At 69.8% G+C, this 19,120-nt stretch carries 5 protein-coding genes (1 of these 5 cut by a window edge); all 5 read right to left on the bottom strand.

Annotated elements, in window-relative coordinates:
* Positions 1-594: 594 nt before the first annotated feature.
* Positions 595-1,668: a GNAT family N-acetyltransferase gene (locus ACFVVO_RS35390; RefSeq protein WP_390060609.1), complete on the bottom strand. Its 1,074-nt coding sequence runs from the start codon at positions 1,666-1,668 to the stop codon at positions 595-597.
* Between the two features lie 379 nt (positions 1,669-2,047).
* Positions 2,048-2,254 carry a hypothetical protein gene (locus ACFVVO_RS35385; protein ID WP_390060607.1) on the bottom strand — a complete coding sequence of 69 codons (207 nt, stop codon included), beginning with the start codon at positions 2,252-2,254 and terminating at the stop codon, positions 2,048-2,050.
* Positions 2,255-2,281: 27 nt separating this feature from the next.
* Entirely contained in the window at positions 2,282-4,402 is a 2,121-nt protein-coding gene (locus ACFVVO_RS35380; RefSeq protein ID WP_390060605.1) for a hypothetical protein, read from the bottom strand.
* Between the two features lie 13 nt (positions 4,403-4,415).
* A complete protein-coding gene (locus tag ACFVVO_RS35375) occupies positions 4,416-12,821 on the bottom strand; it encodes a toprim domain-containing protein (RefSeq protein WP_390060603.1) in 8,406 nt (2,801 codons plus the stop codon).
* Positions 12,822-15,357: 2,536 nt separating this feature from the next.
* Positions 15,358-19,120: the end of a UvrD-helicase domain-containing protein gene (locus tag ACFVVO_RS35370; protein ID WP_390060601.1), read on the bottom strand. 8,012 nt of this gene lie beyond the right edge of the window; the window shows 3,763 of its 11,775 coding nt (coding positions 8,013-11,775); the start codon falls outside the window, past its right edge; the stop codon is at positions 15,358-15,360.

The raw sequence follows: 19,120 nt of genomic DNA, 5'->3' as shown, positions 1-19,120 counted from the left end.
CTCGCAGATACCTAAAGTGATTAGTTTGTGATTGAACTTTCCTAATAGGCAAAAACTTTGGTGTACAGGGCGCGGCTGTGGTCTTCTGACAGGTCATCGGCGGTGACGGCGGGATCGGGCGGTGGCCTCACCTCGGCGTTCGACCGTGATGCCTCACGCGGCCCCACCGTCGTCACCGGTCGGAAGAGCCCTGGCCGTCTTCGGCACCCCCCTGCCCGAGTCCGTCGTCACCCTGGTCGCGGTGACCACCGGCGGCACCCCATGCGGGCCACCACCGCAGGACGGGACAGATGCCGCAACGGGTCGCCGCCGCCCACCGCGCGGCGCTGCGCGGTTGCCCGCTGGATCCAGGACGCCAACGGGCCAGCGGTGTCCGTGCGGAAGGCACTCAGCCCTCGATCGGCGAGTGCGACGATTTCCACCATGCGGCGCTACTGAACAGATGCCTGCGCAACTGAACCTCTGGCCGCACGGCTGAACTTCCGGTTGTCGCACTACAGTTCGCCTGGCCGTGGTGCCAGCATCACCGGGCATCGGCCGCGACGACCTAAGCGGGTCGAAACACCAGAGATGCACCTTATGGCGCTGAACAGTTCACTGCGCTGCTGAACTACATGCTGAACTCTTTGCTGCGCTGCTGAACTCTTTTGCGCTGTTCAACACAACCGGAGGGGTGTACGTGCGAGTGGTCGTCCACGTAGCTCCATGGGGGGCCTTGTAGGCGCGCTGGCCGTCGTGAGCTGTCGTACCGCCCAGATCCAGTGCCGCGTATCCCTGGGCTGTCAGGTCGTCGCACAGGAAGTACAGCAGCGCGTGCCCCGGTGACAGGTCCCGATGTGCGGGATCCATCGCCGTGATCAGCGAGTACGCGCGATCCCTACGGGTCAGACACAGCTGGGCGGCCACCGGCTCGGCATCTAGGGTCAGCGTGGCGACGAGCGCAGCCTCAGGGCACTCCTCGAGGACCTGTCGCCAGGGCAGGGTGAGGTCCGCCGCGCAGGTGGTGGGCAGCCGCAGGGCGTTGCGTCGGTGGTGGAGGTCTTCCAGCACGTCGAACGCGGCCAGAAGGTCTGTGCGGGTGCTGGTGCGGTATGCGACCCGGTCACCCAGGGCTTGCACCAACCGGCGGCGGCGTCTGTGCTCTCTGCGCGTCGACCGGGACAGGGCGCTGAGGTCCACGGGCAAGGGCACGGTGGCGTACAGGGTCTGGGCGTCGGAATCACCCCACTGGGCATGCGCGTGCCGGGCCAGGAGGCAGCTGTCCGGCAGATCGGCCACGTGAACATCGTCCGCGAGGCAGGGCAGCCGGTCGACCCGTACGCGCACCGCCTGCTCGCTCTCGCCCACCGGTCTGATCTGCTCGGACGCGGGCCAGGACAGCGGGGTGATCCGGGTGCGGCCGCTGCAGGCGTGTTCCCGAACCAGGGCCAGCGCGGCGACGGGCTGCTCATCGTCCCAGATCGCCGCGACCAACGGCTCGTGCCCGACCGGAAGGTGCCGGGCCCACGCCAGTAGCCAGCCCGGATCCTGGTAGGCGGTGGCTTGAGCGTCCTGCTCGGTCAGGGCGGCCCATCGCCGCGCCAGGAAGTCCAGCGCTTGCTGCCCGCCGTACTCACGCGCGTGCAGGCGACCGGCCGCCGCCGGGCTGCTCGAGTGTCGTGGCCTCATGTATGCAAGGACAGCTTGCGCACGGGGTCGTTTAGTGCGGTTGGTTTCCGTCGTCCCTCACTGCGGGAGCTATGGCCAGGCCGGTGTTTGCGCCGTCCCGCGGGACGGACATGACGGTCCGCGGCGGCTGAGAGGAGTCCCCCTCCCCTGAAACACGGAACAGGGCCAAGTAGTTGCATAGCGCACTCTCTCGCGGCAGCGCGGCCGGCGCCGCGGCAGCCGGATCGTCCCAGGACAGCCGTCGGCCTCCAAGCAACGCCGCCCCGGATGCCATGAGGACTCCCGGCCACGCGATCACTGCCGCCCTCGCACTGAATGGGCTACCTGGTGGGCGACCGTTGCGGACGCCGCGCCGCAGTTTCGTGCCCGGCCGTCCCGGTCAACGGATGCCGGCGTAGGTGCGCCGAGGCATCTGTGCGTACTGCTGCTCCTCGGCGGGGGGCGCCGCCAGGCGTGCCTCATTCTGGGCTTGGGCTTCTTGCTGCTGCAGCCGGGACTCTGCAGCTTCCTTCCTTCTGCGGCGTTCGCCATCGTGCTCACGCAACTTGGCCTGCCGCCGGTACTCCTGGATTCGTTCGTCTTGCATCAGTGAATCCTTTCCTGTGGTCGCTAGTCACCGCACGCCGACGCCGGCATTCTGCTGAGCCTGCTGGGCGTTGTGCTGTGCCTCGTCCAAGCTGGCGGCCTTGGCCGGCGCGCTCTCGGGGGGTGACGGATGGGCGGCGGCTCGGGCTTCAGCTCCGGCCATCAGCTTCTGGCTTACTTCCATAAGCCGGTCCTTGTGACCCGAGAACAGCTTTGCGAGGTCTTGGTCGCTCGGGGCATCCCCCTGAGGGGCGGGGCGGGCGGTCAGGTTGCTTGGATGGCGGCGCGTGGCGGAGCGGTCCCGGCGCGGCGGTTCCGGCGCCGTGGCTGGCTCGGCGGCCGCGGAGGGCGCGGGTGCGGTCGGTGTCTGCACGTGCTCAGGTGGGGCGGGCGCCGGGGCGGGGGCGGCGGCTCCTGGCTCTGGGGCGGCTTCCGGTTGCACGGCCGGGACCGGTGCCTCGGGTGCCGGGGGCGCGGAGACGACCGTTGAACCCTTCTGCATTTCGAGCAGGTTCGGCAGGCGCAGGTCGACCAGCTCTAATCGGCTGGAAAGCTGGGTGCGGGAGACGACGAGGATTTCGCGCGGCTGGAGTCCGTTGGGCGGCCCGACTACGTTGAGGGTCTGAAGCACGGCCAGGGCGCGCTCCGCCTGGGCATGGGTGAGGTCCAACTCGGGGGTCTCGCTCAGCGCGAGCGGCGAGGCAACCACGTTGTCAGAGCGATGGGTGACGAGATGCTCGGCCACTGAGCGGACTTGGTCGGCGTTGAGGTCCGCCTGCAAGGCCTCGGCAGTCAGCTCTGGCGGTCCCGCGAGCTCCAGTGCGAGGCGGTCCTTGACACTGTTGAGGTAGTGAGCGTCGCGGTGGAACGGGTTGTTCTCCACGCGGCGTCGCAGGGCGTCGATGAGGTTGAGTCGGGCTTCCACTGGGTGGTCGGTCTGCAGGCCAGCCACGATGTCGCTGGGTGGAAAGGTGGGCCGAGTGCCCCATCCTGGGTCACCGTCGGCTCCGGCAGCAGCGATCTCGTGCTGGGCGAGGAGGAAGCGAATCTGCAGGTCTGTGCGTTCCTGAGGAGTGATGTGTTTCGCGTGCAGTTCTCGGCTGACGGTGCGTGACTCCTCGAAGAGCGCATCCGTGTACCGCTCAGGAGGGTCGGTCTCGTAGTGGCCGAAGTCTCGAGACTCGTCCGCACTGAGAGTGCCACGCATGCGTTCCAGGCGCTGCTCGGCGTAGTGGTAGATCATCGCGGCGATGTTGCGGCGCCCTGAGATGCCCCGGTCCTGATCGTCGTAGCGGCCCATGGCGGCCCGTGCCATCCCGGAGATCATCTCGAAGCCGCGGAGCTGGGCGGTCTCCACCATGCCGTGCAGGCGCACGTCCAGGGTGAGGCGGTGTCCGGCGCGGCGGGCGTGGCCGGCCAGCTCACTCAGGGCGGTCATCAGCTGCGAGGCCTCGTCCAGTTCGGGATCGGTGGCCGCGCCGATGGACAGCGCGCCTTCCAGCTCCGCATCGCCCGGGTCGCTCAAGCCCGTGCCGTCCATGGGGCCGGGGACGGGCACAGTCTTTTGGATCGCCCTGTCGAGTTCGCGGATGTGGGTCATGAGGCGACGGGGGGTGCCCAGCTCTTGCGCGTCGTCCAAGCCGGCCGCTTGGGCGGCGTGCAGTTCGGCGGCCCGAACGAGGGTGCGCATGGCTCGTCCGCCAGGGGTATCTCCCTGATTCCAGCTGTCCAGATGGCTGCGTACTTCGGCCGCGTGCCTGGCGATCAGGCTTGAGGCCAAGGTGGTGATGCGCGCGGCCTGGATCGCCATTTGGGGTGTGCGTTCGATCTGGGCGACGAGATTCTCGAGGAGTTCGCCGACACGGCGATGCACCTGGGCAAGAGCCACAAAACCGGGCTGACTGTAGTAATAGGCCTGATTTTCGAAGACCGTGTCCATCACCGTGTCGAGGCCTCTGAGGTCGCGCGGGCCTGCCGGCGGGAGCGCGTCGGGGTCGTTGAGAGCGCTCGCGCGCCGCATGCCCTGCTGGAGGTTCTCCAGCCGGGCGCGGCGTTCGAGGAGGAGCTGCAGCTCCTCCGGAGCAAGGTCGGCTTCCAGGTCCGGGACGGTTGTCGCGGATACGGGCTGTGGCTGCTGTGGCGTTGTCATCGCGTCTCCGGCGTCAGGACTGGCTGGGGGCCAGCGCGGTGGACTGACCGGTGGCAAGGGCATTGGCTTCGGCTTCTTTGTGCGCGGTCTGTCGAGCGGGGGCGACGGACGCGCGGCCTGCCGCTTCGGACCCACCGTGGGGCCCGCTGCGCTTCTTCTGGTCGGCCGCGATCTTGCTGAGGACTTGTTGGATCCGAGCAGCGTCGAGATCGCTGACGCCGTCTCCCGCGGAGTCCGCCGTGACGCGTGCGGGGCCCTTCGTGGCGGTCGGCGCGGACGCCGGTGAGGCAGGCTCGGTACGCATGCTGGGTGGGGTCCCGGGCCGTGCGAGCAGCGCGTCGATGTCGGCGGGGCGCGCCAGGACGGTCCGCGGTGCATCGGCCCGGTAGGGGCCGAGGATCTGCTGCTGCTCCAGGCGGTGCAGGAGCCGGTCGGCTCGCTCGGCGCTGACGTTCATGCTGCGCCGCAGCGTGAGCGGCGAGGCGTTCTGGTGAGCGGTGACCGTCAGCGCGGCCTGCCGCAACTGCGCTGATGGAATGGGTCCTTGCGGGTCCTCCCCGGTGGGCGCGAAGCCGATCAGGCGCTGCCGGTAGGCCCAGAACACACCGGTGAGGAGGTCGGCGGTGGGCTCGTAGGGGTTGGCGTCCTCGCCGGTGTGCTGGTCGGTATCGCGCAGTTCGGCGACGCGGGCGGCCAGCCGGTCGAGCAGGAGGTCGTGTGCGGCGATGAGGTTCGGGATGGGCGGGGCGCCGGCGATCAGACCGTTGTCGGGCAGGAAGTCCGTCCCCGGGGGCTGGCCCTGCAGTTGTTCGTAGCGGGCGCGCCAGCGGGCCCGGTTGATAATCCACTGTTCCTGGAGTTCACCGCGTTCGTCGAGCGTGGTGGCGGGCGACGCCATGCGTCGTTCGAGGTCGCGTTCGATGTGGGCGAGATCCTGCATGCGTCGGTCGCGGCGCACGGTGCGCGGGGTGGGCAAGGTGTCCGGGTTCTGGCCGCGCAGGCGGGCCACGGTGCGTTCCAGCCGGTTGCTGAGGCCGGTGAGCCGGAGTTTGGAGGCGGCGGTGGCCAGGCCTTCGAGGATGCGGACGAAGGACGTCTTGGCCCGGTTCATCAGCTGCTCGCCACGCGGTCCGTGGAGTCGGCGCATGGCTGGCTCGCCGGCGTCCATCTGGGCTACGAGGTCGGTGATCTTCTCGTAGAGGGTGGCGGGCAGGCCGATGGAGTAGGGGCGGAGCGCGGCGAGTGCTTCATGGGCGCTGTGGTGGGCAATGGTCAGGTCGGCCACCATTGGCGCCTCGTCGGCGGGCGGGAGTTCGGTGGCGGCCTGGGCGATGTCCGCGAGTTCGGCCCTCTCCTGGGCGAACGCTGCCTCCAGTGCTTGCCAGCTCAGCTCGGGGTCGACCGCTTCTTCCTGGACCCAGGAGCCGTCGTCGTTGCGAAGTACCCAGATGTGGTCGTCGTCGGCGAGGACGTTGAGAGCCAGGTCCGGGTGACCTGCGGTGTACAGGGCCACCGCCTGCTCGGCGCGGTGCAGGATCCGGTTCTCTGTTCCGTTGAGGCCTTGGGCGATGGTGTCGAGGAGGTCGGCGAGCTGGGCAGGGGTCGGCTGGGCGGGGAACTGCGGCGGGAGGATGCTGCGCACCGCTCTGCGCCAGGTGGGGCTGAGGGGTGTGCCGAGCAGTCCGGCGGCCTGGGCGGCGCGCCATTCGACTGCGGCCAGCAGTTCGGGGCCGGTCATCTTGACGAAGCGGCTGTAGGACATGCGCAGTGAGTCGGACCGGGCGGAGCCCAGCCACACCACGACGGTGGGGTCCTCACTGGTCTGGTCGTCCCCTGAGGTGCTCAGATCGATGCCGTAGACGGTGCCCAGTTTCAAGGGTTGAGGCAGGCGGTCGGGCTCGGGGCTCTCGGTGGTGTGCTGGCCGAGGCGTTCATGCACAGCCGTGTGCAGGGCGTACGCCGCGGTAGTGCGGTCGGTGTGCTCGACCGGCGGCCCGCCGGGGTCGACCGGTGAGGGCAGGAACATACTCAGCGCCAGTTCCCCGGATTCGGGGGCCGGTCCGCTGGCCGGCAGGCTGGTAGGGGCTATGGAGCCGCTCGCACGTGTCCTCGCGGGCCACTGCCCGGGCCGCCGGCCATCCGCGGCTTCTGCGCCGGATGCTGCTGCGGACGGCGATGCCCAGGCGGATTGGCGGCTGCGGACGTGGGAGTCGTTCGCGAAGTACCCCTGGGGGTCGGCTGCGAGCAGGTCCAGAGCCTGTTCGTAGACCTCGTTCTCGTAGTCCTCGTGGTGCCTGCCCGGCCCGAGCAGCACCGCTGTGGCGGTCATGTGTCCGGGAATGCTCCACTCCTGGTCGAGTCGCTTCGCCCAGGCGAGCGCGGCTTGCTGGAGCGCCGTCGTGTCGCCGGGTGCTTGAGCCTGCACCGTCTGATGGATGTAGCGCGCCGCCTCTGCGGCCATGAACCGGGTGCGCTGAAAGAACTTGGTGGAGTCGAAGGCATGGTTGGCGCGTTCGCCGTCGTCCGCGTTCTTCAGCAGGACCGCTTCGACTGTGGCGTCGAGAAGTGGCCGGTGCTGGTTCAGGGCCTGAAGGACAGGTGTCGCTCCGTCGCCGCCGGCTTTGACGCCCTCTTCCCACAGCTTCGCGGCGTCCTTGGCATCCGGAGCGGTGGTCACTGTCGTCGGCTCGGGTGCCCGCACCAGCAGGTCCCACTTGTCGAGCAGTACCTTGCGACCGCTCTCGTCCGCGTCAAGGAAGGCGATGTGGGGGCGTGGGTTGTCGGTGTCGAGGCCTCTGAGGACGGTGAGCTGACGTTCGGTGAATGCGGTGCCCATGGGGGCGCCGACCACGGGCCGCTGCTCGATCGGCACGGTGGCAGCCGCCCGGGCGACGGCGATCACGTCGAGGTACCCCTCGACACTCACCCGGGGCCCGCCGCTCTGGGCCAAGGCCTGCGCCTGCGCCGGGTGGTGGAGACCGAAGACCAGATCGCCCTTGTTGAATAGGTCCGCGTCGTTGGAGGTATTGAGGTACTTCGGACCCCCGCGCTGCTTGGCCTGTTCCTCCGTTTCGCCGGGCCGGTCGACGCGCCGCCCGCTGAAGCCGACGATGTCCCCGTTCTCGTCGTGGATCGGGAACATGATCCTGTCGGCGAACGCGTCGATGAGCGTGCCGTACTTGCTGCGGGTGGCGAGGCCTGCGTGAAGCAGCTCTGCCTCGCTGAAGCCCTGAGCTGTGAGCTCGCTGACCAGAACGTCCCAGCGGCCGGCCCCACGGTCCGAAGGCGCATACCCCAGTCCCCACTCTCGCTGCACCTCGGTGGGCAGCCGCCGATCCTCGGCCAAGTAGGCACGGGACAGCTCGGCGGCCGGATCGTCCTGGAGGCGCTCGGTGAAGATCTGCGCGGCCCCGCGATTCACGGCGATCAACCGCTCACGTGGCAGTGCGGCCCTTTGTGCCGCGGCGGCGTCGGGCAGGGTGCTCTGGCCGACCTGGGATGTGTGCTCGAGGTCGACGCGGTAGGCAGCCAGGCCCTGGTCCGGGTGCTGGCGTATCGCCTCATGCAGGGCGGGCTGGAGTCGATCCGCGATCTCACGGTCGCGCTCGCCATCGCCACTGGTCTCCAACGTGATCACGACGGTGCGCTCAGCGGTGACGACACCGGTCGCCGCCAGCGTGAAGCCGAGCTCGGTCAGGGTAGAGCGGGCGAGCTGTGTCAGCTGGTCGACAGGTTCGGCCGGCGCGGGCAAGGGTCGCTCGGCGAGGGCGGCAGGGGTGCTCTCCCCCGGCCGGGGCCCGGCCTGCTCCTGTCGCTGTACTGCGTCAGGAAGCAAGGCGGTATTGCCCTCGAGCGCAGTGGCACCTGTATTGGTCGACGCCGCTGCCTGCTCTGGTGCGGCACCGGGCTCCGGCGCCGTGGGGGGCTCCTCCGCCGCGGGTGCGACCACAGCAGCAGACGTGGTCTGCGCCAGCAATTTCATCGCGGCCGCAGTCTCCGGTCCACTGAAAGCTGGGGACGGTGCGGATGCGGTGAGGCTCTGCAGCTCGGGCGGCAGTGGTGCGGTAGCTGCCGCATGGGCGGACCGCGGCGCCTCGGCCGGGGTTGCGGTTGCCTGGTCCGGCACCAGAGGCCCGGGATTCGCCGCAGACGGGGAGGAGGCGTAGTCCAGCAGGGGACAGCCTCCCCCATCGCTTGCGTTCAACCATGCCGTGACGGCAGTCAGCAGCGTTTCCGGAGCGACCGCGGCCAGCTCGTGGTCCGGGATGGAGACGGCCCGTGCGTTCCCCGCTTCATTCCCGCCAGTAACCCCGAGCCGAAGCACGGGAGTGGGCGTGTCCGCCTGGTCGACCATCGCGTAGACCGGACGGCCGTGGAGGTGGGCGAGTATCGAGATGGCTGGGTCACCGGCAGCCAGGCGAGCCTGTGCCTCGGCAAGCAGGCGGGGGGCGGCCTCGGCCGCGGACATGATGCTGTCGCCGGGCACCTCAAAGACGGGCAGCGCAATGTCGTCGTCCTGGTCCATAGCCATGGTGGTGGCCTCCTGTGCCGCCTTGCGTGCCGGCTCGGCGGGGTTCGGCACGCCGCCAGATTCGGATTGCTGGGCGACCTGCTGTGCGCGGAGCGTGAGGTACTGGCCGAGTTCCATCTCGCCGTCATCGGTCTGCTGTCCGAAGGCGAGGAACTGCCCGTTACTGGCCCATTCGTACAGATTGCGCAGCGGGTCGGTGCTGCTCGTGAGCGCGGCCCGGGCAAAGAAGATCTTCGCCATGGTCATTTGCCCGCAGCGGATGTGGTGGCCCAGCCGCTGTGCGAGGTGCGTGCGCTGGCCGTCCTCGTCTCGGCCCGCGTTGATCGCGGTCTGCAGAGCGAGCAAGGCGGTAAGGCCGGGTATGCCGAGGTCTCCGGTGGCGGTCAGGGTGGTTGCTGCTTCCGCCGCTGACGGGGTACGCGCCAGCCACTGTTCGTGTTGGTCGAGTTCTCTCAGCAGGGCCTCGTGGGCTGCGGTGTACGCGGCCGGGTCGGGATATGGTGCAGCCGCCCCGAGGTGCAACTGCGCTGCTCGAAAGTCGCTTTGGTCGAAGACAGCGGCCGCTTCGACTGGGGCCGCGTTCGGGGAAATGCTGGTGACCACAGTGCCCTCCTCACGTACGGCGGCCGGTCGGGGTTGCGGGCTGTTCCCGGATGCGGGTACGGCGTTTTCCGGCCGGTTGCCGGGCGGAGCAGCAGCGTCCGCCGCGGATGAGTCCAGGCCGGTATGAGTCTCCCGGCGCTCCTGCTCCGGCCCGGCAGACGCGGGTGCAGCCTCGACCGGGCGGACAGAGGCGTCGACTCCGCCCATCGGTTTGATCTGCCTCCCTTCTGGCCCGGGGAAGGTTGAAAGCGACCCCGCCGGGGTGGCCAAGGCGGGGCCTCCGGTCGTGCTCGGGGCGGCTGATGCTGCCGGGAGGGGGGCCGGGGAGCCCTCGTCCTCTCCGCTCATCTGCTGGGGCGCTTTCTCGGCCTGCTCGCTCGTCCCATGTGGATCCTGCTCGGCCTGGTCCAAGTCCCGGCGGTCAGGTTGCTGAGGGCGTGTGCTGTCATCTGCCGCAGGCGGGACGGTTGTCCCGGGCACGGCCCCGGCGCCGTTGATGGACGGGCTCGCCTGTCCGGTCGTGTGGTGGGTGTCTGGTGTCTGTAGCCCGGTGGTCGGTCGTGCGCGCGGCGCCTCGTCCTGCACCTGTGCAGGGGCGGACGGCACAGCAGCCGGGGCGTCCTGGCCAGTCGTGACGGCGGCCGGGGCGGGCGTCGCCTCACTGCCGGCCGGGGCAAGGTCAGCGCTCTGGGGGTCGGCTTTTTCGGCGGCAGCGGGGGGAGCTGGGGCCGGCCGGGGCTCGACGGCGCGCCAGGTCCCGCGGCGATCCGCGGCGGTGTCGACCGTGTCGCTTCGGCCCAGCGCGTACAGGCGCAGGGCGTTGGCGACGTGATGAGCAGCCTCTGTCACGTTCTCCGCCGCGGGGAGATCCGGGTACGCCACCGCCTTTCTACCCAACGGGCGGAACCTGCCTGTCCAACCTGCCGCGTCTTCCAGCACATGGACGATTGCGTCGGCGTCCAGGCCGTACGCCCTTGCGTGCTCGCGGACCGCGAGGCAGTAGGTAATCACGATGCCGCGCACACGGTCCCGGTGGACATCATCCGACTGCGAGCCCTCGATGGTCTTCCACTGTGGATTGCGGACGTTGGCCACGTAGTGGTCCGTCGCCTCCTTGCCCGCCTCCTCGAGCGCGCCGCGTAGGTTCCGAACTGCACGGGCCGCGTACACGCGGGTGACGGGATCGGTCAGGGACTCCAGCGCCGCGGCGGCGTTCTCGTCGTACTGGGCCAGCGGATACTGACGTGTCCACGTGCTGCTGTGGTCGGGGCCTGCCGCGAGGGCGGCGACGTCGCGCGCAGTCGACCGTGCAGCTCGTTCAGCGGCCTCAACACCCATGGCGTAGGCGTCCCGGGTGCTCTCCCCGCTGGGGCGCCCTCCACTTTTGTACCAGTCGTCGGGCAGGGGTGCCGGGGCCGGTGGCTGCGGGGCCTCAACGCTCTCTTCGAGTGTGGGAAGGGCGTGCAGGGGCGCGTAGTCGATCGGTGGGAGTGGTGCCTGTTCAACGGTCTCGACGTCTCGGGGCGCGGCCGGCAGGTCCAGGCTGTGATGGGCGTACCAGGCGAATCCTCGTTCGGAAAGCTGGATCCGCTCACCTACGCGCTCGGCCAACTCCTCATCCAGCACGGCGTTGATGCGCTGCGGGGAGCCGACTGGGTGGACCGAGCGCCGGGGGACCCGCTGCATGAACCGGCCGCCGACTTCCGTGATGTTGCCGCGCGCAATCTCGTCGAGGATCTGCTTGCGCGCCTGGGAGTAGCGCGGGAGCTCTTCCTCCGGCGCAGTCGCGGCCGCGTCAGTTGCCGTGCCGTCTTGGAGCAGCGTTGGAGCCGGCGTCTGCACGGAGAACAGCTCGGTCTGTTCCTGGACGCCGGGGTGGAGTGTGTTGGTGGCAGGATCCTCTTGCGGCCCGGGCGGCTCTACGAGCTGCGCAGGAGCCTCGTGATCGTCCCAGGACGCCGAGGGGACATCGGCCAGGCCGGAGGGGGCATCGGCCGACCCCTCCGGCTCGACCGGTTCGTCGCCGAGCCCCTGGGTGCGGACGCTCAGGGGCGTCGTGTCAACGGCGGGCGGGTCGTTGGTGTCGTCGGCCGCCGCGCTGGGACTCGTCGTGGAGGAGGTCGTGGTTGGCTGTGGGGCGTTCTGTTCTGGTGTCGACGGCAGTTCGCCCGAGGGCGCGTCAGCCGCACGCTCGTCGCCACCGCCGACGTCCTGCCCCGCCTCACGGGCCAACTCTTCCGCGACGGATCCATGTGGGCCCAAGGTGGGGGTGACGTCGGACCGCTCACCATGGCTCATCGCCGCCCAGCGCCAAAGCCGCTGTGCCAACTCGGCCATGTCAGCGTGCCGGGCGGCACCCTCCGTGCTGATCTGGGGGACCTGGCTTTCCTCCAGTAGCACCGGTTTCACACGGGATGCCCGCATCGCGTGACGGTCCAACGGCGGCAGCCGCCGCGCCGCCGACTTGCGCTCCTCGTTGTTCATTCCCGGCTGGCGCGACGCCTTGTACCGCGCCTCATAGGCTGCGCGCTCATCCGCCTGCAGCCCCTCCGGGTACAGCGTCGCAAGGTACAACGCTTCTCGCCCCATGTCCGAGGGATGCAAGAGTGTCGAGGTCTCACCATCGCTGCCTGTCACGAGGAACCCGGCCGCGCGCAGCATCGCGACCCGATCAGCATTTACCTTCCGTCCCGCCACGACGCGCCCGTCAGCGATCTCCTTCACCAGACGCGGGGCGCCGGTCTCGTCCAGCCACAGGCGCCCCTGGTGTGCGCGGGCCATGTCCGCGGCGAGTGCCGGCCACCAGCCCAGTGCGGGCACCACACTCTCGGCACGCCACTGAGCGCCTTGCAGCACCTCACGGCTGGCAGCGTCCATGCGTGTCACGGCGGTCAGTTCCCTGTCACGCTCTGCCCTCAGCCTTTCAAGCTCCGCCTGCAGTTGCTCACGTGCCGCCGCCTGCCGGGCGCGCTCTGCAGCAGGCTTGAGTCCGTCGAGGACCTCCTTCAGGGCATCCGCAGTCACGACGACCCCCGCCGCCCGCTGAGTGTCCGCCGCTGCACTGATCACCTCGGACGCGTGGTGCTCCAGCCGCGTCCTCAGACCGTCCGCGTGCGCCTTCCTCGCCATGCCGTGATGACGTTCAGCAACGAGGTAGTGGGCATGGGCGGCGTGCATGACCGCCTCCAAACGCTCCTCGTTCCGGGGCGAGGACTGTGCCGCAGCTCGCTGCGCCCCGTTGGCCGCCTCGTCCGCGTAGTGGAAGGCCCGGTCGGCTAGGTCCATGAGAGCGACGATGTGACCTTCTCGGTCGAGCTCATCCGGTTCCTGGCCCAGGGATGAGGGCACGTCGCTCCCCTCCCCGGAGCCCGTGGCCACGGGGGTGGTGTGCTGCGTCTGCTGGGTGTCGGTTCGCTGCTTCGGCGCAGTGCCCTGTCCACCCAGCTCGGTGTCGAAGGCGAAGGCCGTCTCGTCACTCCCGTCCGTCGAGGGATGCTGAGGCGGCTGCCCGAGCGCGAGTGGGATCTGCCCCTTCGCCCCTTCGTTCGACGGAGGGTCTGTGGCAGCAAAGTCAGTTCCGGGGGTGTTGCGTTCGGCGACGTCGTCGCCAGCAAGGCCGGGCGTGGTGGAGGAAGTGGGTGCCTGTGGGTCACCGCGTGCGTCGGCGTCCGCCCCCTGGCCGCGAGTGCTGCGGGGGCTGCGTGCCGCGGTGCGAGGCGACCCAACGACAGCACGACCATTCGTCTGGGCTATAGAGCGGGCGCTGATAGGCCCGTCCTGACCCGGCAGGTTTGGGTGTTCGGATACACCCGGAGGCCCGTGTCCAGGTGCGAGGACTCGAGGCGCATCGTCGTCCGCGGACAAGCCCGGGGCGGGTGCGGGGGTTGCCAACTCTGACGGCGCTTCCTCCTCCGCTGTCCGGCCGGAACCGGCGGGTTTCATCGTCCCCGGCACCGCTGCGGACGTGTCCAACACGCGCGGCGCGTCCTCGTCGCTCGCCCACCCCTCGGCCAGTGCACCAAGGGTCGAAGGTGCGTCCTCCTCACCCCAAGCGTCACCCGGGCTGCTGGTGTCGGCGGGGCCGTCTGCTTCCCCGGCGTCGTGCCCGGCCGCGAGAACGCGAGGAGCATCGTCCGCTGCGGACCAGCCCGGGGCGGCATCGGGAGCGGCCAGGCCCGACGGCGGTTCCTCGTTTGCCGCCCAAGCAGAACCGGGAACAGGCGGGGACGTCGGCTCCGTCGCCGGCGTGTCCAGGACGCGCGGTTTGTACTCGTTGCTCGCCCGCTTATTGGCCACAGCGCCAAGAGCCCAGGGCTCCTCCTCGTCCCCCCGTGCACCGCCCGCGCTGGTGCGGATAGCCGAGCCGTCTGTCTCCACGGCATCCTGCCCGGGTGCGAGGACGCGGGGCGCATGGTCTGTTGCGGACCAGCCTGCGATTGGTTCGGGAAGCGTCAGACCTGACGGAGGCTCTTCCTCGGATGCCCAGCCCGAGTCGGGTGCCAAGGCGCGCGGTGTGTCGTCGTCGGTCGCCCATCCCGCGGGAACGGCATCAAGAGCCGACGGTGCCTCACCCCGCCATGTCCCGTTCGCGCTGACGGCATTTGCTGAATTGTCCGTCCGCCCAGCGTTCTTCTCGGAAGCGAGGACGCGCGGAACGTCGTCCGCCCCGGCCCAGCCGGCAGCCGCGTCGGGAAGCGTCAGCCCAGACGGCGGGTCCTCGTCCGACGCCCAACCGTCAGCCGCCAAGGCACGGCGGGCGTCCTCATGGCTCGCCCACCCTGCGGCTACGCCGTCGAGTGCCGGCGGTGCCTCCTCCCCCCACGTGTCATCTGTGCTGGGTGCGACGGCTGAACTGCCAACTTCCTCAGCGCGCTGATCAGGTGCGAGGACGCGCGGGACGTCGTCCGCCTCGGCCCAGCCGGCTGCCGCGTCGGGAAGCGTCAGCGCAGACGGCGGGTCCTCGTCCGACGCCCAACTGTCAGCCGCCAAGGCACGGGCGGCGTCCTCATGGCTCGCCCACCCTGCGGCTACGCCGTCGAGTGCCGACGGTGCCTCCTCCCGCCACGCTCCGACCGCGCTGGTGGTGACCGCCGGATCATCCGCTTGCCCAGCCTCGCGCTCAGGTGCAAGGAGGCGCGGGACTTCGTGTGTAGCGGACGATCCCGGAGTGGGTACTGGGACCGCCACCACGGATGGAGAATTCTGTGCCCTGGCCGAATCAGGCGCGGTCGCGGGGGAACGCCCCGCTGTGGACGTGCCAAGGACACGTGGCGCATCCTCGTCGCGCGCCCATCCCTCGGCCACGGCATCCAGAGCCGGCGGAGCGTCCTCCTCCCATGCACCACCCGCACTGTTGGTCACGGCTGGGCCCTGTGCTTTCCCAGCGTCCGGGGCGAGGACGCGCGGGACGTCCTCCGCCGCGGCCCAGCCGGCCACCGCGTCCGGGAGCGTCAGTGCAGACGGTGGGTCCTCCTCCGACACCCGACCCGTATCGGGTGCCAAGGCGCGGGAGGCGTCCTCATCGCTCGCCCATCCCTCAGCTACCGCATCGAGAGCCGACGGTGCGTCCTCGTCCCCCCACGCGTCGGCTGCGTCGCGCGGCTGGATCGGGAATTCTTCGGGAGCGGTGGCCAATGTGTCACCTCGTTGATGGACACGGGTGGCGGGCGGGCCGCCTACATTCCCAGGGGCAGATCACATGCCTTTCGACGCTAGGGATCACCGCCCTGCACGGCGACCGTGTACCGGCGGGCCTCCCGCCTGGGGGGAGGGGCGGCCCAGAAGATTGGCGGCCGATTCCCCCAGGCGGTCCGTGCCTGTGTCACCGGCTCGGGGAAGCAGTCGGTGCAGCGTGTCGTCCGTGCTCGTCCGGACGCGGCTCACTGAGTGGTCCGGAAGACGCGGCCGGAGAAGGCGACCGGGGTATCTGGCGCTGCCGAGCTCCGGCCTGGACGCGGTTGCGGAGCCGGCGCGCGCGGTCGGTGTCGATGCGCTGCTGAACGAAGGCTTCGCCGTAGCGCTCAACGATTTGGACCACCTTGTCGCTGGTGGCGCCTTGGAGGTCGTCCCGAGTGAAGAGGCCGGCCGGTGCGGACTTGGCGTCGAAGCCGAAGCGCAGCACAGTCCCGTGCTCCGGATGTCCGGTGACTGCCACGTACAGGTTGAGGCCGCTCATCTTGCGCTGGAGAGTGGGGACGCTGGGCGCGCCCGGGTTGTCCATGAGCTTGAGGAGGTCCCGACGCAGCCTGTCGAGTGTGAGCGGTCCGTGATCCGCCGAGAGCGGCTGGGGGTGGGGGTGCCGGGCCATGACGCCGCGCAGTACCTGTTCTCCGCTGGCCCCTTCGAGTTCGGCAGCGGTGAACTGGGCGGCGGCGCGGGGTGAGGTGGGGTCGAATCCGAATTGGACGACCCGTCCGTGCCGGGGGCTGTGGGCGACCCGTACGTAGAGCGGGGCGTCGTCGAGGACGGTGTGTTCGGTGGGTGTAGTGGGGGCGTCTGGAGCGTTGAGCAGGCGCAAGAAGCTTTGACGCAGTTCCTCCCCTTCGGGCAGCCGGGTCGGGAGCGCCGTCACATTGTGCGGGCCTGCTTCCTCCCGCGGTCCAAGGTCCTGCTCCCGGTCCAGCTCGGTGTCCGGGGCGTCGTCCTCCGGCTCCGGCTCGGGGGCGAAGTCCGACTCGGTGTCGGTACCGAGTGCGGACGCTGCCTCCAGGTCTGCTTCGAGTTCGGCTGCCAGCTCCAGAGTCGCGTCGATCTCTGCTTCGATGTCCAGATCCGGGGCGGAGCCGGCCGCCAGCTCTGCTGCGAGTTCTGCCTTGAGCTCCGCGGAGTCCCGAAGTTCGTTGGCGAAGCGGATCGGGAACCTGATACCTAGGTCCTCAACCAGCTCGGCATCTGCCTCCTGCCTCGATGCGGTGACCGGCCGGGCCAAGGACGGGGGTTGTGGTTGCGCTTCCTGGTATGCGAGCGGGGCGCGCAGGGAGAGCCGGTAGACGTGCTCGGGCAATTCGAAGGCGGTAGTCGCCAGTTCGACCGGGGTCGGCTCGATGTCCTCGCCGTTGACGATCGTGGCGTCCATCAGGTACGTGCGCTCGCCACCGCCGTGGGGGTGGTGGTGGGTCACACGTGCGCGGCCGCGGATCCGGGTGGTGTCGGGTGCCGCGATTCCCGCGGCACCGGTCGGCGCGAGCGGGGTGCCGTCGGGGGCGAGGTCGAACTCAATGACGTCGTCGTCGAGGACGAAGTCTGCCGTCAGCCGCAGGCCGATGGGCTCACCGTCGACGGTTGTGACGATGTCGTCGCCCGGGTGCTGTACAGACAGGTTGCGGGGCAGGTGCCAGGTGCTGTCGTCGTCCAGGGTGATCGCGACGGTGCCGAACTGGGTGTCGGTGCGCTCGATGACCTCCCAGGCCTTGTCCTCGTCGTTGATCCGCAGCCATACCCAGTCACTGGGGGTGAGGGTGTCCGCCCAGCGCATGGTGTCGGTGCTCTGGTCGGGGCGCTGGGGCTGGTCTTCGAAGAGGCGCCACATGGCGTCGCTGGGGGAGTTGGCGTTCTCGTTGGCGCGGTCGTGGTGGGCGCGCTCCTCCAGGACCGTGTGGTTGAGGTGGACGAGTTCCGCGGTGCTCAGGCGGGTGCCGAGCTGCGGGTCGCTCCAGTCGATCGGCTCACCGGTAGTGGTTCGCAGCTCGGTGAGTCGGCCGGCGAAGTCGCGTGCTTCTTCCAGCGAGGGCAGGCCTTCCAGCGGCTGGGGGGTGACGGCGAGGTCGCGGGAAGCGTCGGGGGTGAGGTAGAGGCCGGGCAGGAGTCCGTCGAAGGGCAGTCCGCTGCCGGCGGGGAGGACTTCGAAGGTCTCGCCGGTCTGGCGGATGGCGAACTGGCCGTCGTCGGTGAGGTCCACCAGTTCGCGGTCTTTGGCGAGCTTGCGTACGTCGGTGCGGCGTTCCGGGGTCAGTCCGGGGATCTTCGCGGCCATCAGGTGGGTGCGGACCTGGCCGAGGGAGGCGAAGCGCCGCTGCGCCGGGGCGCTGCCCCCCGCCGGTGTTGCGGGCGCGAGGGGTGAGGCCACCAGAACGTGGCTGGTGGAGCGGACGTTCAGGGGTTTGCCGGTGGCCTCGTGCAACAGTGGTTCGCCAGTTGCCGCGTCCAGGACTCGGACCCAGCCTATGCTCGCGCCCTTCTCGTCGGCGGATTCCTCGATCCGCACCAGGACCGGAACCTCAAGGGGCACGAGGCTCGAGCGCAGTTGGGTCGCCTGGGGGTTGTTGACCTCGCCCTTCCACCAGAAGGTGCCGTCCGCTGCGGCCACCTCACCGAGGACCTGCTTGACGTTGGTGATCACAAAGGCGTCCGGGGCCGGCATGGAGGGGTCGGTCGGCTGAGGGGCGGGCCGGGGCGTGGCCTGGACAGCGGGCGCGGTCAGGCGCCGGCCGGTGCTCTCGTAGTACTCCTTGGCATAGCGACGGTCCCGCTCGTCCAGGCCCCGGGTGACCAGGGCGTGCAGGATCGCCTGCCTGATGTCGTGGCCGTGCTCGTCCTTCCAGTGAAGGGCCTTCATCGGCAGGGCACGGCGGGTGGGATTGGGCATGTCCCAGGGGAAAGGGCGGCCCTGTTCGTCGCGGATGCTTTCCAGGGCGTCCGCGATCCGGTTGGCCCGCTCGCGGGTCTTGATCTGCTCGCCCCAGGGACCGAACACCTTGGTGAGCCGGTCGGGTGCACGGACTTCGTAGCGCTCGGGAGCGACCGTGATGATCGCGAGTCGGCCGCCGGAACTCAGGTGCGTTCCAGCCTCGGCCTTTCCGTGCTTGCGGCACAGCTCGACGATCATCTGCTGGCTGCGCTGGTCCGGGTCGTCCTTGTAGCGGACCATGCCGCTCAAGTGGGCCTTGAGGAGCATGTTGGAGTCGGCCCCGGTTGGGATCTTCTTCCCGTCCGCAGTGCGGGCGATCTCGCCGTCAGCGGTGTGGACGAACTTGTCCTCGTCGGTGAGGACGAAACGCGGGGCCGGTATCGGTGCGGGTCCTGCGGGTTTGTGGAGGGGCTGGTTCTCGGGGACGCCGGCCAGGAAACGGCTGAGTGCGACCGCGGCGCCCTCGGGGCTGGCGTAGGCGGTGCCCTCGGCCAGGGCCAGCTGGCCGTCGGGGACGAAGCGGTAGCCGTCGGCGCTTGCCACGACGGTGCCCAGGGGGGCGTCGTGGCGCAGGACGACTTGGACTCCGCTGGGGTCGGGCGTCTCCAGGGTGAGGGCGTCCAGGTCTTGGCGGAAGCCGTCCATGCCGCCGAGCTGCTCGGCGTCCCTCCTGCGCAGGCGGCGCTGCTCCAACTCGGCGCGCAGCGCGTCTCGCTGCTCGACGGCGCGGACACTGGCGCCGGTATCGCCCTGTGCCGCGTACGTGTTGAGCCACTGATTCAGGGCTGTGGCCTGGCTTTCGAGCTCGGCGGTTGCCGTGCTCTGCGGCGGGCTGGACGACAGCGGGGGTTTGGGCGTGCTGTCTTGCACCAGCACGGGGGCCGCCAGGCCCGGGTTGGGGGTGCGCTCGGGGCGGTCCAGGAGGGTGACGAGCTGGGTGGCATCCCGCCAGGCCAGC

Source organism: Streptomyces sp. NPDC058145 (genome assembly GCF_042884245.1).
GTDB lineage: Bacteria > Actinomycetota > Actinomycetes > Streptomycetales > Streptomycetaceae > Streptomyces.
Note: the sequence above shows the minus strand (reverse complement) of the source record. Positions and strands in the feature narration are given on the sequence as shown.

What these genes read in the sequence shown, in the direction of transcription:
- ACFVVO_RS35390 (WP_390060609.1), bottom strand. Translation starts at nt 1,668, where the DNA reads ATGAGGCCACGACACTCGAGCAGCCCGGCGGCGGCCGGTCGCCTGCAC.
- ACFVVO_RS35385 (WP_390060607.1), bottom strand. Translation starts at nt 2,254, where the DNA reads ATGCAAGACGAACGAATCCAGGAGTACCGGCGGCAGGCCAAGTTGCGT.
- ACFVVO_RS35380 (WP_390060605.1), bottom strand. Translation starts at nt 4,402, where the DNA reads ATGACAACGCCACAGCAGCCACAGCCCGTATCCGCGACAACCGTCCCG.
- ACFVVO_RS35375 (WP_390060603.1), bottom strand. Translation starts at nt 12,821, where the DNA reads ATGGACCTAGCCGACCGGGCCTTCCACTACGCGGACGAGGCGGCCAAC.